Annotated in this window: 13 protein-coding genes; 2 read left to right on the forward strand and 11 right to left on the reverse strand. The window is 57.3% G+C overall.

Annotated elements, in window-relative coordinates; all coding sequences use genetic code 11:
* Positions 1-651: 651 nt before the first annotated feature.
* From KBZ13_RS09215 to KBZ13_RS09260, 11 genes are all read right to left on the reverse strand, one after another.
* The gene (locus KBZ13_RS09215) at positions 652-1,686 is read right to left on the reverse strand and encodes a transposase (protein WP_409995639.1); all 1,035 of its coding nucleotides are present in this window, start codon (positions 1,684-1,686) and stop codon (positions 652-654) included.
* Entirely contained in the window at positions 1,577-2,200 is a 624-nt protein-coding gene (locus KBZ13_RS15805) for a transposase (protein ID WP_409995634.1), read from the reverse strand. The genes KBZ13_RS09215 and KBZ13_RS15805 overlap by 110 nt, the downstream gene beginning before the upstream one ends.
* A gap of 232 nt (positions 2,201-2,432) precedes the next feature.
* Positions 2,433-3,470, reverse strand: coding sequence for a glycosyltransferase family 2 protein (locus tag KBZ13_RS09220; protein ID WP_255008472.1), 1,038 nt, complete (start codon positions 3,468-3,470; stop codon positions 2,433-2,435).
* On the reverse strand, positions 3,416-4,717 hold the full coding sequence (locus KBZ13_RS09225; protein ID WP_255008473.1) for a hypothetical protein: 1,302 nt from the start codon (positions 4,715-4,717) through the stop codon (positions 3,416-3,418). The genes KBZ13_RS09220 and KBZ13_RS09225 overlap by 55 nt, the downstream gene beginning before the upstream one ends.
* Positions 4,718-4,948: 231 nt before the next feature.
* Positions 4,949-5,875 carry an NAD-dependent epimerase/dehydratase family protein gene (locus KBZ13_RS09230; RefSeq protein WP_255008475.1) on the reverse strand — a complete coding sequence of 309 codons (927 nt, stop codon included), beginning with the start codon at positions 5,873-5,875 and terminating at the stop codon, positions 4,949-4,951.
* Positions 5,876-5,880: 5 nt separating this feature from the next.
* A complete protein-coding gene (locus KBZ13_RS09235; RefSeq protein WP_255008477.1) occupies positions 5,881-7,644 on the reverse strand; it encodes a thiamine pyrophosphate-binding protein in 1,764 nt (587 codons plus the stop codon).
* A complete protein-coding gene (rfbH, locus tag KBZ13_RS09240) occupies positions 7,641-9,176 on the reverse strand; it encodes a lipopolysaccharide biosynthesis protein RfbH (protein WP_255008479.1) in 1,536 nt (511 codons plus the stop codon). Before rfbH ends, KBZ13_RS09235 begins: the two co-directional genes overlap by 4 nt.
* Before the next feature lie 60 nt (positions 9,177-9,236).
* Positions 9,237-10,316: a CDP-glucose 4,6-dehydratase gene (gene rfbG, locus KBZ13_RS09245; RefSeq protein ID WP_255008481.1), complete on the reverse strand. Its 1,080-nt coding sequence runs from the start codon at positions 10,314-10,316 to the stop codon at positions 9,237-9,239.
* On the reverse strand, positions 10,316-11,086 hold the full coding sequence (gene rfbF, locus KBZ13_RS09250; RefSeq protein ID WP_255008483.1) for a glucose-1-phosphate cytidylyltransferase: 771 nt from the start codon (positions 11,084-11,086) through the stop codon (positions 10,316-10,318). The genes rfbG and rfbF overlap by 1 nt, the downstream gene beginning before the upstream one ends.
* Positions 11,087-11,140: 54 nt before the next feature.
* Positions 11,141-11,452 (reverse strand): hypothetical protein, encoded by a 312-nt coding sequence (locus KBZ13_RS09255; protein ID WP_255008485.1) that lies wholly within the window; start codon positions 11,450-11,452, stop codon positions 11,141-11,143.
* A complete protein-coding gene (locus KBZ13_RS09260; protein WP_255008487.1) occupies positions 11,452-11,706 on the reverse strand; it encodes a hypothetical protein in 255 nt (84 codons plus the stop codon). The genes KBZ13_RS09255 and KBZ13_RS09260 overlap by 1 nt, the downstream gene beginning before the upstream one ends.
* A 323-nt stretch (positions 11,707-12,029) precedes the next feature.
* On the opposite strand from KBZ13_RS09260, the gene KBZ13_RS09265 reads away from it, so the two are divergent.
* Together KBZ13_RS09265 and KBZ13_RS09270 are read left to right on the forward strand one after the other, a co-directional pair.
* Positions 12,030-13,184: a polysaccharide biosynthesis/export family protein gene (locus KBZ13_RS09265; RefSeq protein ID WP_255008489.1), complete on the forward strand. Its 1,155-nt coding sequence runs from the start codon at positions 12,030-12,032 to the stop codon at positions 13,182-13,184.
* The gene (locus KBZ13_RS09270; RefSeq protein ID WP_255008491.1) at positions 13,184-14,929 is read left to right on the forward strand and encodes a GumC family protein; all 1,746 of its coding nucleotides are present in this window, start codon (positions 13,184-13,186) and stop codon (positions 14,927-14,929) included. Before KBZ13_RS09265 ends, KBZ13_RS09270 begins: the two co-directional genes overlap by 1 nt.
* The last annotated feature ends 6 nt before the right edge of the window (positions 14,930-14,935 follow it).

The following is a 14,935-nucleotide window of genomic DNA, read 5'->3' on the forward strand; positions in this document are numbered from 1 at the left end:
GAGGCCGCAAAGAGATAACCCGCAAGTGCGGATCTACCCCACCCAACCCCTTGCTAGCGCTGCCGCCTCCTGGCAAAGCGCCTCGAGATGGACGGGGGGCGGGCGGAATGGTCCAGGGATTGGGCTGGCCTCCCATGCAGGCGGAGCTGAGGGCAACCGCATCGGTGTTGCGCCGCATGGCTGTTAAGCAGATCCGTGTGGGCCGGAAGATCCACTCCGTAACTATGCAGCCGGTGCACCCAGCCATAGCCGGTGGCAGCCCGGTGGAGGTAGATGGTGGGGGGCATGGCTGGCCGATGTCCTGCTTTGGAGCGGAGCTTGCGGTCCATCCGGCCACGGGCATCGAGATCTTTCGGTGGTCTGCCCCGTGATGGCCTGGATCTGTGGCTGTGCTGCTGCCGGCTGGTGGAGATGTAGGCATTCAGCCCGCGCTGCCCACAGGCCTTAAGATTCAAGGTGCTGCAGTAACCTGCGTCTGCCGTGAGCACCACTGGCAACTGGCTGGTGTTGGCCAGGGTCCGCTCCAGCAACCGCTTCGCGGAAGCCAAGGCCTAGGAGCGTGTCGCACGTTGAGCCCGACCAAGGCCTGACACAGCGGCTGGTGGTTCAGCGAATTGATTGGCCAAAAAGCCAGCCGCATTGAGGGGGACCTCAGGCCCTCGCCACCACCACCCTGAACAACTTGAGGATGTTGTGGGTGGTAGCCATCAGGGCCCATTCCCCATTCACCTGCTCCAGGCCCCGCAACCAGAACCGATCCAACCGCCTGGCCCCCTTGATCTGGCCAAACACCGGCTCGACCACCGACTTGCGCAAGGCGTAGACCGCCTGCCCTGCTTTGGAGCTGAGCTTGCGATCCATCCGGCCACGGGCATCGAGATCTTTCGGTGGTCTGCCCCGTGATGGCCTGGATCTGTGGCCGTGCTGCTGCCGGCTGGTGGAGATGTAGGCCTTGAGTCCGATCTGCTCGCATGCCTCCAGGTTGGCGCTGCTGCAGTAACCCGCGTCTGCCGTCAGCGCGGCGGGCAACTTACCGGTGTTGGCCTTGATCCGCTCCAGCATGGGCATCAGATGCACCGCATCGCTGGCCTGGTTGCTGACGCCGATGGCCACGATCACCTGGTGATCACCATCGACGGCGGCCTGGGCGTTGTAGCCCTGGATCCAGCCATCACTGCCCTTGAGGATGTGGCTGTCGGGGTCCGAAAAGTTCCTCTGAGCCTGGGGCTTGGGATTGCCCGTCGCATCGGTGGGGAGATGGCGGTGCGGCATCGCCATGGGATCGGCTTCTGCGGCTGTGACCGGTGAGGCGAGTCCAGCAACCTCTGCGTTCTCTATCGCCAACTTCTGGGCGTCATCCGCCCGTTTGCGGGCACCACGAGCACGCCGTGCCGCGCGCTTGCTGGCCTGGGCATCGCTACTGGCCTCAGCCTCGGTTGCTTTCTGCTCTGCTTCCTCAGCCTGCTCTGTGTGTTGGCGAGCCTTGCTTGCTGCCGCCTCGGCCTCCAGCTCAGCCTTGGCCTTGCGGATCCACTCCAGCCGGCTGCTGCGCCGCTGCAGCTCCTCAGGAAGTTCATCACCCCGCTTCTCTTTGCCGTACTGGCCGTCTTCCTGGGCGTCGATGATCTCTGCCTTGCGCAGCAGCGCCCGCATTTCGGCTTCCAGCTGCTTCTCGCTCCTGAGCATCCGCTCGTGACTCATGGCCTTGTGCTTGCTGGCGTTGGCTTTGACCTTGGTGCCATCCAGCGCCACATGACCCAAGCTCACCAGCCCCGCCTTCTGGCACAGCCGCAGCACCTGAACAAACAAGCCGGCCAAAGCCGTGAGATGGCGCCGGCGAAAATCGCTGTAGCCGTAAGGCTTCTGCGTAGCAGTAACGGCTGTGGTCGGGTTGCTGGTTGCCGGTCAGGACCCGGAAGGCGGCGTCCTCCCAGCAAGTCTTCTCAATCTTGCGGGAGCTGGGCAGCCCGACGCAGTAGGCATACAGGAGCAGCACCACAATCATTCGGGGCTCATAGGCCTTTTCGCCCCGAGGATCCTTCTGGCGGTAGACGGCGTGGATCGCCTCGAGATCCAGCTCAGCGGCCAGATCCAACAGGAAAAACACCAGGCTATTCTCTGGAAGCCAATCCACCGGTGAGGGTGGCAGCAGCAGCGTCTGCTCGGGGTTCCATGGACGGAAGGATTTGGGCCTGACCATGACCCATTCTCCCGCCCAGAGCCGCTGCTGTCACAGGGATCTGGGCAGATTCAGGGCCGTCTGTGGAGAGGCTGGGCGCTGATCTATGTGCGACAAGCTCCAAGTGGGTTCCTGGCGAATCCATCCACTAAAACTCAATCAGCTCGCTTATAAATTGGCCTGCCCTAATGCTAAACACTTCAAAAAATATCGGCCAATACAGAAACATAAATATTTATGTATCAGCCATGTCTCAAATCGCACTTCTGAAATACCCCAATGCCGAATGGAAGAAACGCAGCCAAGGCCTTGGCATCAGAAGAAGGGGGAAGCATGTTATCCAGAAAACTGGGTAACGATATAGGGCCGGAATCAAATTCAGCAAAGCATGACGCTCTGATTGCATTCCCTGAAATACGGTCGCACCACGACGAGAAGAGTAGATAACCCTAGGCAGATATGAATACAGATAGGTAGTAATTAGAGCCAACTCTAACTTTCGATTGCCTCGTGTGCTCTCTTGAACAAATTTTGGATAATTGACCCCAAAAGTCCTTAGCTGCTGATACCCTCCGCTATTGCCCAAAGTAGCAAACACACAAGGCTCCTTGGATGCAATAAGAACAGAGGCTCGGCAAAGTAATGGAAGAATCCATCCCAATTGAATAAGAGACGTACCCAAACCTTCTTCAATCTGAACGAGTCCAACCCCCCTAGAACGCATTGACAAAGAATTAACAACCCAAGAGCTTACAAAAGTAGTCCTTATGTTTATCTTTCGAGCATAGTCAAGCATCTCGAACGACTCCAACTCGAGCTCCTGAAGCCTTGGCATGGAGATCTCGTAAATATTTGGCGCCCAATAAGATTCTAAATATAGAAGTGTTGGGCGAATTGTATATAGCTTTTGCAGTAGCTTTCCGATTAATCCTTGGCGCGGCATATCATCATCGCTAATTATCCAAAAATAGTGGGTCTTGACCCTAGAAAACAACTCTAGAAAAATTCGATCTGGGCCAATATTGGATTCTAATCTAAATGAAGACACAAAAGGATTCTTGGCCAAAAAGTTTTTGACAAACTCTGCAGTGCCATCATTACTACCATTATCACCGATTACAAGATGAACATCAGCCTCAAGTCCGCAAAGCTCTGACTCAAGGGAAGATAAAAGCCGAACAAGAAAGCCAAGCCGATTAAAAGTGGGAACTAGAATTGTCAGAAGCTTTTTATGACTCATGCCAAATGAGATGCCTTCACTATCTTGAACACCCGAAATGCGAAGAAACAAGACATCAAACTTACAACTGAATAGCCAAGAAGCATTGTGCTCAGATTCATCCTGCTGCCAATAATTAATACCGGCAGCATGGCCAATGCGGTAAAGATAGATACCATTAAAAGTGGCTCATCTCTGTGAGCACGCAGATAAATCGACAAGCAATACGTGATGCCAATAAACAGCGTTGCAGTAGCAATTAGCCAGATGTCAACTGGGTCAAGGATTCTAGTGGCTAAGATTGGCCATTGCTGCACTCCAAACAATGCCCCTAGGGCTGCGCCTTGTGTCACTAGAACTAGAGATATTATTGACAATCGAAGACTTCGAAAAAATAGACAATCTAATGAGATAAACTCTCCATTGGCAATCATTTTTGCAAAGTCTGGCGCCAGCGCCGTTGTGAACGTGCTGCCTACAACAAGTAATGAACTCATGACATTCATAATCAAACCAAGCCTTCCAGCGACTGCTGGCCCAAAAGATCTGAATGCAATCGGTGTAAATAGCTGAAAGATGAAGTATCCACTGATCCAGCTGAGCGAAATCTTCCATTGCATCGGGAAGATTTTGACCTTCCATAGTGCCAATAAATCCCGCCTTGCAAGCGAACTTCCTTGACGCATCTTTCGATAGGGCGCCGCTAGAGGATGCTGATAAAGCCAATAAGTAGAAAACATCGCGGCGGTCAAAGGAATGGCAACGGCAGCCCAAAGCTTGAGCCCAGAACTCAGCGCCAATAGAAAGAATAGACTCCCAAAGATGCTCTGCTTAGTTCTCATCGCTGACACATCAGCCATGCAGCCTATTGCCTCAAGGTAAGTGAGCTTTCCACTTTGAGCTAGATTCCACGCCGTGGCCGCTGAGAGCATCAACCATGGCGCCATCCAATCTACCGATGAGTGACTACTCTTAGAGAAGAAAACAAAGCCAACCGTAGTACTTACAACAAAGAATCCAAGCGCCATCGCCCGATACACTAATCGGGTTGACAATAGAGTTGCAAACTGTGAATTGTCATCAGGATTATTTCTAGGCTTGCCGTCGCTTTGGCTTGCATGCTGAGCCGAAAAGATATATATCAATACCTGACCCAAGCCTAATTCGAAGAAAACCTGAAGCGCGATCAACGAGTAGAAGGTAAAATAATAACCCTGCTCAACAGTATCAAGAAAAAATGGAATCGCCAAGAAGGCTAGAATGCCAGAAAGGAAACTCCACCCCCTTAAGACAAGAGTATTGATAACATTGCGATTCATCTCTGCCTCAACCTTGCTGGGCCACAGTGAGTCTAGAGAAGGATTTCAAACTAAAACTCAAAGAAAAATTCCATGAATTGCACTGTCCATAAAGGATACTCATTCTACACAAATTGAAGCAGGCTCTATGCGAGAACAGCGCGTGCCAACAGAAGATTGGTGTCTAGCCAAGATTCACCATTGAAGTAATCTTGCATAAAAAATGCATGCAGCAAAGTATAAAAAACTAAATCAAGCCGCGCGCAGTATACTCATTGCAACCGCCGAATCGATAACTTGGCCTTCGATTGAGCATAGATTGACTCGAAATACATTAGCAAGGCTACGATAAGCCACACTACTAGCGCTATAAATATCTGGCTTTGAATCTGGATCGACGTGTAGAATTGGAGCGGGCAGATTAAAGCAATTGGAAACAATTTCTGCAAGGTTTGCCAAATCCACTACTGCATTGACCGTGGCCACCGGGCTCAAAGGAGGAGTGTCCTCAATAAAAAGCCAGCCTATTGAGAGCTTCGCGATATCTCCCGCATTCCCATACCCCCTTATCACCGGATGGCTGGACTTAACGACGATCCTCTTTCCCGCAGCGGCTTGCAGCAAAAAGTCACCTAAAGCATACTTCTTCGGATCACGCATCCAGCGGCCGCTCAAGGCATAGATCCGCAACACCATCGTGGGTGCGATCGAAACTAACAGCCGCTCTTCTTCAAGCTTTAAGCTTCCGTAAAGCCTCTGAGCAGTGGAAAGACGACCGTTGCCTTCAACATATTCATTTTCCACCAACTTGGCAGCGCCAGAGGAGATCTCCACGACACGTGTCGATGGACTCGCCTCCAAAGCCTTGACCACCCACTCTGTGATCTGGCGATTGGTTGAAACATACGCCTCTTCCCCCACTTCTTGCAAGCGGTCAGGGGTCAGGAAGGCACAGTGCAAGATGCCCCCTATGGTCTCTTGCCTCGCCAGCATTGGCAACGCCTCCAGCGGTTGCACTGGGAGACTGAATCCTCCGGGAAGTTGCAAGCTACCCGCCCGGCTGGCAAAGGCTCGGACACGGAGCTTGAATTCCTCAGGAGAGAAAATTTTCTGAAGTTCATCGATCGCCGTACGGCCAAACCATCCTGTGGCGCCAGTGACCGCGATCAAGCCCTCCATGCCGATCAGGTGGACTCCATCGACAAAGGGCTTGACTCCGGTTCCATCTCGCCAAAGCGCCTACCGAAAGCCAGCTTTGGATACACCTTGCTGACCTGGGACAGAGTCACCTCAAGCAAATAAGGCCCTGGCTCACGCAGCATCCCCGCCAAAGCTTCCTGGGTGAGATTGGATTGGTCGAGACGCTGTGCTGGAATTCCATAGGCCCCAGCCACAGCGACGAAATCCGGTGCCGAATAGCCGGTCACCGTGGATTGCAAATTATCGCCGAAATACGACTCCTGGAACTGGCGCACCATTCCATGACAGCTGTTGTTGAACAGCAGAATTTTGAGATTAAGTTGGTTGCGGAACAAAGTTTCCAGCTCCTGCAGATTGAGCTGGAAGCTGCCATCGCCGCTCACAAGAATGGTACACGCATCAGGTGCCGCCATCGCCGCACCGATCGCTGCAGGAAGACCAAAGCCCATCGCCCCCATGCCACCAGAGGTGAGAAAGCGATCACCCCGATAGAAAGCAAGGCTCTGAGCGGCCCACATCTGATGCTGGCCTACGTCGGTGACATAGAGCGTTCGATTCTCAGACTTGGCTCCACAAAGTTCCTGAAGCAAAGAGACCGGATTGATCTCATTTTCTCCAGCCTGGAACTCCAACTCTGCGGGGAACTGTTGACGAAGGCTGGTGATCCGATGCTGCCAGGCCAGAGGGGTTGAACCAAGGGGTGGCTGGGGAGTGGCCCGCGTCATTGCAGCGGCCAACTCAGCAATGCTTGCCTGAACAGCCTGCTGGGGTTTGATGCGTACTCCGATCTCTGCGGTATCCACATCCACCTGCCAGATCTGCTTGCCCTCACAAAAGCTCTCCAGGTCAGCCCCGGTTTGGCGAATGTCTAGGCGGCTGCCGACCACCACCAGCAGGTCCGCCTCCCCCAGGATCTTGTTAGCCCACCGATTGCCATAGGACCCGATAAAGCCCACCCGCTGGGGATCGCTGGGGCCGAGCACATCCACGGCCATCAGCGAGAGCACCACGGGAATGGCCAGATGGGCGCTGATTCGTCTGGCTGCCTCTCTGTTTTGAAAGCTCGAAGCACCACCTCCGAGGAGTAACAGTGGTCGCTCGGCTCGGGCAATGGCCTCGAGAAGATCAGCCACTCGGCCTGCCAAAACACCTTCCTGGGTAGAAAAAGCCGGAGTGGGAGCGATCCATTGGCGTGCCTGCTCAATGGCTAGATCAGCAAGTTCTGGCGGGATATTTTCTGCCTGGACATTCATCGGAATGTCTACCAGGCAGGGGCCCTGACGACCCTCCAAGGCAACCTCAAAGGCAGTCACCAGAACACTTGGCAGATCAGCCGCCTGCCTCACTTGAACGGCCCACTTACAGATCGGACGGGCCATAGTCACGATATCGGTCTCCTGAAAACCCAGCTGCCGGACACCGGTTTCAGCTTTCAGCTCATGGGTGTTCACCTGCCCAGTGATGAATACCGCCGGCGTTGAATCGAAGTAACAGCTACCGATGGATGTGAGCAGATTGGTGGCGCCCGGGCCACTGGTGGCCAGGGCAACACCGGGAACGCCACTCACCCGCGCAAAGCCTTCGGCGGAGAAGCCCGCTCCTTGCTCGTGATGGCAGGAAACAATCTGAATAGCAGTAGTGCGGCTCAGGGAATCCAGCAGGTGGGTGATCATGCCACCCACCAGCTCGAAGGTATGGGTCACACCTCTTGCTTCGAGATATCGGGCGACGAAATCAGAGGCCTTCATACATATGTCCCAGCCATGACTCCAGCCGCACCGGCTCGCTCTGCGACGAAGGCATGGATGATCCCAATCTCCCGATCGATCATCTCCTCGGTGAGTCCTGGATAGGTACCGAGGAACAAGGCCTGCTGCATCAACTGATCGGCTCCGGGCAATTCGTCCACCGCCAACCGCATGGCCTCGGGGCGATCTTTCCGCAGCTGCACAAAGGCAGGCTGCCTTAGCAGGTTGCCGCCAAACAGCATGCGGGTGCCCACGCCCTGCTCCGCCAGATACCGGCCCATATCAGAGCTGCTGAAAGGCGCCTCGGCCTTCACGAGGAGCAGGAAACCAAACCAACTACAGTCCGTGCGGCATTCGCTGGCATCCCAGCTGCAGTCACCTGTAGTGGCCGCGTAACCCGTGGCATGGGTGGGCAGGGAGAAACTCAGCACCTCCGACAACCCATCCAGCCCCCTGCGCAGGCGCTCCCAGTTGCGCTTACGGGCCTCAATGAAGGCAGGCAAACGGCGCAACTGCACCCTTCCGATGGCCGCCTGCGGATCGAGAGGTTTGAGGTTGTAGCCGAAGTGGGAATAGATGTACTTATGGTCATATCCCTTGGGTAGTTCCCCCAACTGCCAGTCGTAGCGCTTGTTGCAGGTGTCGTCCTTACCGCTGGGGCACCAGCAATCACGACCCCAATCGCGCAGGCTCTCAACGATGCGCCGCAGCAGGGCACTGCTCACAATGTTGACTGAGCCGCCCTCGCCCATGGTGAGGTGATGGGGCGGGTAAAAGCTCTGGGTACTCAGATCGCCCCATGTCCCCGTCCAGCGCGCCACCCGATCGGGGCCCTCATCGAGGCCTGGGCTGTTCTCAGAAATGCCCAGGGATTCCGCCAGCACCCGGGGCATCGAATAGCTGCATCCCAGGGCATCGCAATTGTCTTCGACAAGCCAGAGGTTGTGCCTGCGGCAGAAGGCCAGCACAGCTCCTAGATCGAAGGGATTCCCCAGGGCATGGGCCAGCATCACCGCCTTCGATTTGCCAGGGCTGTAGGCCATCTCCAGCTGGTCGACCCGCACATTAGAAGTGCTCGGATCATTGTCGACAAACACCGGTACACAACCGTTCTGCAGGATCGGCGTGACGGTGGTAGGGAAGCCGGCGGCGCAGGTGATCACCTCATCGCCCGGCTTCAAGCGCCGCTCGGTGGGCAGCAGGTGGGATGTGAGTGCCGAGAGAGCCAGCAGGTTCGCCGACGATCCTGAGTTCACTGCCAGGCAGGCCCGCACCCCCAGAAAGGCCGCCAGTTCGTTCTGGAAGGCCTCGCCTTCCTTGCCTAGCGTCAGCCAGAAATCCAGCGTGCTCGAGACCGCCGCCTCAACCTCGTCTTCTGTGAACACACGCCCCGCGTAGGGGATCGGACCGCTGCCGTTGCTGCTGGGTCGCAACGGATCAGAAGCTGGGCGAAAGGAGGCATGCACCTGGAGGGCGTACTCCCGGGTAAGGTCGAGGATCTGCGCTTTGAGCGCCTGGGGGGTGGGTGGCATCGAAAGGAGTACGGCGTTGACAGGAATGAGCGGGAAGGGAAGCCTGTAAAGGGGGCGACGCTAAGCGGAGCGGGCGTAGGCCTCGATGTCGGCCCGGCAACACCCCGTTGGATCGGATCCAGCGTGGACGGAGCGATACCAGCCCACGGTGCGCTCGATCGTCTGGGCGAAGTCCCAACGCGGCCTCCAGCCAAGCTGGTGATGGGCCTTGTCGATTTGGAGGTGCAGCAGGTTGGCCTCATGGACCGCCGCTGGATCGCCCTGGTCCACCCAGCGGCCATTCCAGTGCTCGAGGATCGATTCCACCAGCTCCCGCACAGGGCGATTACTGGCCAGGGTGGGGCCAAAATTGAAGGCCTCTACCGGAGGTTCTGAGCTGGTGGCCAGGCGCTCGGCCAGCTGCAGGTAGCCACCGAGCGGCTCCAGCACGTGCTGCCAGGGGCGGGTGGCGCCAGGGTTGCGCACGGCGATGGGCTCTCCTGCCGCCAGGGCGCGCATGGCATCGGGCACGATCCGATCCGCGGCCCAGTCGCCTCCGCCGATCACGTTGCCGGCCCGGGCCGTGGCGATACGCAAGTGGTTGCTCTGATGGGGCGCCGTGCCGCAGAAGCTGGCCCGCCAGCTGGCGATGGCGATCTCAGCGCCGGCCTTGCTCGCGCTGTAAGGGTCGTGGCCGCCCAAGGGGTCGTTCTCGCGGTAGCCGTAGAGCCACTCTTGGTTCTGATAGACCTTATCAGTGGTCACCATCACCACGGCACAGGGATGGGATAAAGGCTTGAGCGCCTCCAGCAGGTGGAGGGAGCCCATCACATTGGTGGCCCAGGTGCCCAGGGGATCGAGATAGCTGCGTCGCACCAAGGGCTGGGCGGCCAGGTGCAGCACGATCTCCGGTTGGGCCTCCTGCACCCATTGGCTGAGGACCTCCCGATCGGTCAGATCAGACTCAAGGTGAAGAAACCTCCCATTTAGGGCAGGCTGCAACGCACGAAAGAGGTTGGGGGCCGGCTCGGCCTCCAGGGCATAGCCCCACACCTCAGCGCCAAGCTCCACCAGCCACATAAGCAGCCAACTGCCCTTGAAACCGGTGTGGCCCGTGAGCAAGACGCGCTTGCCAGGCCAAAAACTTGAATCTGGGTTCATCACCAGACTTTCCAAGGGGCGTGGCGGGATTCCCAAAGCTCCTCCAAGTTCACCCGGTCGCGCAGGGTATCCATTGGCTGCCAGAAGCCTGTGTGCTTATACGCCGCCAATTGCCCATCCTTAGCCAGGCTTCGCAGCGGCTCCTGCTCCCAGATTATCTGGTCGTCAGTGATGCGCTCGATCACTGAGGGCTCAAGCACGAAGTATCCGCCGTTGATCCAGCCCCCATCTCCTTCGGGCTTTTCCTGAAAGCCATGAACGATGTTCTGCTCGTTAAAGTTCAGGGCACCAAAGCGACCCGGAGGCTGTACAGCCGTAAGGGTGGCCTCGAGGCCGTGGCTGCGATGAAAAGCCAACAAGGCTGTGATGTCGACATCGGCAACCCCGTCGCCATAGGTGAAGCAGAACGACTCATCGTTGATGTAATTCCTGACCCGCTTGAGCCGTCCACCTGTGAGCGTGGCTTCTCCTGTGTCCACCAAGGTCACCTTCCACGGCTCGGCCGCCTGGCGGTGCACCTCCATGTGGTTGAGATCCATGTGGAAGGTGACATCGCTCGTGTGAAGGAAGTAGTTGGCGAAATACTCCTTGATCACATAACCCTTGTAGCCACAGCAGATTACAAATTCGTTGATGCCGTGATGGCTGTAGGTTTTGAGGATGTGCCAAAGGATCGGCTTGCCGCCGATTTCCACCATCGGCTTGGGCTTGAGGTGGGTTTCTTCGCTGATGCGAGTGCCTAAGCCCCCGGCGAGAATAACGGCTTTCACTGTGATACTTAGCGCAACAAATGTATAGCCGCCAGAGAATTCAGCGGTGAAGGATCAGACCAGCCTGGAGATAGAAAGATTGGCCTCGCTGGCCATTGGAACCAGTTCAAGGCTAATGCGCTGGTCAAAGCTCACAAATCGGCCTCCCTTGGCGGCGTCAAGCTCCAGTAGGTAGGCATCGGTGATCTGAAGGGGTCCCAAGAGCAGGTCCCAGCGATTGAGGCCGTGCTGCAACAGGCTGATCTCCTGAGACCAAAACTGATGACTGGCGTCTTCGCAGGCCTCTACCAAGCGCTCTGCCAAATGCGCCACAGGCCGAGGATCGAGCAGGGCGATGATCACATTGATGTCGAGCAATGCGCTCATCAAATTCCATCCTGATCACGCAGCTGATCAACCTGCTCGTTGGTAACCAGTTTCTGAGTGCTTGCGTTGAAGGGTCTGAATCCAGCAACAGAGCTGGATCGAGTGATGCCTCCCGACCCAGCCTCAGTCACTTGACTAGACAATGCAGCTCGGATCAAACGGGAGACGACCTTCCCAGCCGAGGTGCCTTGCCGCATCGCCAGCTCCTTGGCCGCGGCGAGCAAGTCGTCTTCAATGTCCAAAGTGGTGCGCATGGCAACAGCGCAGCAACTGTATGGACCCAGTCGACCTTCGCCGAACCGTGGGCACCAAAAGCCCTCCAGCTCAGGATGGGAGCTGTGCTCGACCATCTCAGACTCTTAGCCCCACACCATAAGCCAGGCATCCAAGGCAATTCATTGAGGTTTGGGGAAAGCCCCTGCATCAGGCCAGAAGGCGCCGGTTCGATCCGGCGCCCATCAGCTCAGAAAACCGAGAGAAGCCATCCGCTCCACCACAAACCAAAGCGCACCTTGGCTTCCTGGCCACGGTCCCAGAAGCCATACGCTTAGTCCACTGAGCTTTCGCACGCTTCACCTTGCGCTTGATTGCCCTGCTCGCGCCTCTGGCACTGCTCGCGCCATCCATGCCTTCGCTGGCGGCAGCGGCGATCCCTTCACCGGCTGCGCCGGTGCCCAGCGCAGCCGCCAGCCCCCAACGCAGCCGGGTCGTCTACGACACCTACATCGTGGGTCCTGGAGACACGCTGCAGATCGAACTGCTCGACATCCCTGAATTCAGCGGCAGCTTCTCGATCGGCCCTGATGGCACCCTCTACCTGCCAAGGCTGCGGGCGTTGTATGTGGAAGGCCTCACCATCGAGGAGCTGCGCTACTTCCTCACCCAGCAGTTCAAAGCCTATGTGCGCAAGCCGGAGATCTACATCCGGCCACTGGGCTATCGGGCTGTGCGCGTCTACGTGGGAGGGGAGGTGAAACGTCCAGGTTTCTTTACTCTTTCTGGTGTTCAAAACCCAGAAGTAGAGAGTCCTGAAACTTCAGCCACAGAAGCAACCTTGGGTCCTGCTCAAACCGTTGAGCGCTCACTCTCAAGGCGGGGAATTGCAGGAGGGTCCTCCAGTCTCACTCTTTTCCCCACCCTGTTCGACGCTATCCGCACGGCCCAAGGGATCACCCCCTACTCCGATCTTTCCCAGGTGACCGTGACCCGCCGTCAGCCGGTCAGTGCAGGCGGCGGCAAGGTCAGGGCCCAGGTGAATTTTCTTTCCCTGATCACCGAAGGGGATGAAACCCAGAACATTCGCCTCTTCGATGGTGATGTGGTGAATGTGAGTAAGAGCCCGATCGTGCTGCGGGAGCAGCTGCTCAAGGCCGGCCAGACCAACCTCAGCCCCCAGTTCCTTCAGGTGTATGTGAGCGGTCGGGTCAAAATCCCGGGGCCAACAACCCTGCCCCAAGGCTCCTCCCTCAACCAGGCGATCGTGAGTGCGGGCGGCCTCAAGCTGCTGCACGGCAAGGTGGAATTCGTGCGCTTCACCCGCGAAGGCGAAATTGATCGGCGCCAGTTCAAGTACAGCCCCAACGCCCCCCTGGATGCCCCCAACAACCCCGTGCTGATGGCTGGCGATATCATCCGAATCAACGATTCGGCCCTCTCCGGCTCGATTGAAGTGCTCAATGAGTTCGCCGGACCGTTCGTGGGTGCCTATTCGGTCTACAGCATCTTCAAATAATGACATCCGCTCCCGCAACGGCAACTCCCGCTGGCCCCCAGCCCAGTGATGACGAGATTGATCTCGGCCAAGTGGGGGCCGCCCTGGCCCGGCGCTGGAAGATCTTGGCTGGTGTGGTCGGCGGAACGGTGGTGCTGGCGGGTTTGTGGACGTTGACCCGAAAGCCTGTCTGGGAGGGCAATTTTCAGATTGTCTTGGCGAGACAACAGGGCCAAGGCGGCAAACTCGCCCAGCTAGCCGCGGCCAATCCCATGCTCGCCAACCTCGCTGGCTTAGGCGGTGGGGGCACTGATTCCCTCGAAACCGAAGTGAAGGTACTGGAGAGCCCTTCCGTCCTCAAGCCCGTTTATGACCACGTCCGATCCACCAAGGAACGCAACGGCCAAAATGTGGACGATTGGGACTTCACAACTTGGGCAGAAAAGAACCTCTCAGTCAAACTAGAAAAAGGAACAAGTGTTCTGAATCTGTCCTACCGCGACACCGATCGCTCACTGGTACTGCCAGTCATCGAAAAAATTTCCAGAGCCTACCAGGCCTATTCAGGTCGCGATCGCCAACGGGACCTCAGCCAAGGGGTGAGCTATCTCGAACAGCAGGTTGGCCTGGCCCGCTCCCGGGCCAACGCCTCCATGCGACGGGCCCAGTCCTATGCCTTGACCCATGGACTTGGTCTTTTAGACGGCCTTCCCGCCTCGGCCTCTGCGAGTTTGCCTTCCTCGGCATCAGGGGGGCCGAGCAATTCGGTAGAAGGCAGCCGTGAGGCAGCTCAGAACCAGGTGAATCTATTACGCCAGCAACTATTGGACGCCAAGGCTTCAGGCAACCGGGTGCTTTATCAGGCCCCCCAACTGGCGGCCAACAAAGATCTCTACTCCAAACTCCAAGAACTGGAGGCGCGCCTGATCCAAAAGTCTGCACTCCTCCAACCAAAGGATGAATTGATCCAAGCGCTGCAACGGGAACGCGTTGGATTGATCGGTTACATCAATCAACAGACCGTTGGATTGGTAGCCGGCCAATTGGCCACGGCCGAAGCGGCCCTTCAATCCCTCGAGCGGCCCCGCGAAATCGTCCTTCAACACAGGGCCCTGGTCAGTGAAGCCCTGCGTGATGAAAAGCTTCTCGCCGAATTAGACGGCCAATTGCAGGCGTTGCAGCTCGAGAAAGCCCGCCGCACCAACCCCTGGGAGTTGATCTCCACGCCCACGTTGCTCGACAAACCTGTCGCGCCGAAGAAGGGCCGTAACCTGGCCCTGGGACTGCTGGCGGGCCTGGTGCTGGGTTCCGGGGCTGCCCTTGTTGTTGATCGCCGCAGCGGCCGGGTATTCAGCCGTGACGAACTTCTCCAGCAACTTCCCTATCCCCTGCTGGCCGAACTCGATGCCCATTCCTCAAGCGGCTGGGACTCCTCCTTGAGCCTGCTGGCGGAAGGTCCGCTCCACGGTTCTCGCACCTTGGCCCTGGTGCCGATCGGCGATGGCCCGGTGCAGGAAAGCTCCAAGGATCTGGCCCTTGCCCTGCAACGGGTTCTGCAGCAGCTCAATCCCGAGGGGCCTTCCACAGTTGTGACCTCCAACGCAGACCTGGTCAGTGCCCGCCATGCCGACCGCCAGCTGTTGATCACTGCCACCGGGGCCATCGGCCGGGAGCAGCTGACAAAGTTGCGCCAGCAGTTGGAGCTGCAGGGTAAACCCGTCGCTGGCCTGATCCTGCTGACACCCTCTCGGTCGGCCGATGGCTGATCAACG

It is taken from the genome of Cyanobium sp. ATX 6F1 (assembly GCF_024346315.1).
GTDB lineage: Bacteria > Cyanobacteriota > Cyanobacteriia > PCC-6307 > Cyanobiaceae > ATX-6F1.

Bases quoted from the DNA above. Each gene is read 5' to 3' on its own strand.
- KBZ13_RS09215 (WP_409995639.1), bottom strand. From the start codon at position 1,686: ATGCTCAGGAGCGAGAAGCAGCTGGAAGCCGAAATGCGGGCGCTGCTG.
- KBZ13_RS15805 (WP_409995634.1), bottom strand. From the start codon at position 2,200: ATGGTCAGGCCCAAATCCTTCCGTCCATGGAACCCCGAGCAGACGCTG.
- KBZ13_RS09225 (WP_255008473.1), bottom strand. From the start codon at position 4,717: ATGAATCGCAATGTTATCAATACTCTTGTCTTAAGGGGGTGGAGTTTC.
- KBZ13_RS09230 (WP_255008475.1), bottom strand. From the start codon at position 5,875: ATGGAGGGCTTGATCGCGGTCACTGGCGCCACAGGATGGTTTGGCCGT.
- KBZ13_RS09235 (WP_255008477.1), bottom strand. From the start codon at position 7,644: ATGAAGGCCTCTGATTTCGTCGCCCGATATCTCGAAGCAAGAGGTGTG.
- rfbH (WP_255008479.1), bottom strand. From the start codon at position 9,176: ATGCCACCCACCCCCCAGGCGCTCAAAGCGCAGATCCTCGACCTTACC.
- rfbG (WP_255008481.1), bottom strand. From the start codon at position 10,316: ATGAACCCAGATTCAAGTTTTTGGCCTGGCAAGCGCGTCTTGCTCACG.
- KBZ13_RS09255 (WP_255008485.1), bottom strand. From the start codon at position 11,452: ATGAGCGCATTGCTCGACATCAATGTGATCATCGCCCTGCTCGATCCT.
- KBZ13_RS09260 (WP_255008487.1), bottom strand. From the start codon at position 11,706: ATGCGCACCACTTTGGACATTGAAGACGACTTGCTCGCCGCGGCCAAG.
- KBZ13_RS09270 (WP_255008491.1), top strand. From the start codon at position 13,184: ATGACATCCGCTCCCGCAACGGCAACTCCCGCTGGCCCCCAGCCCAGT.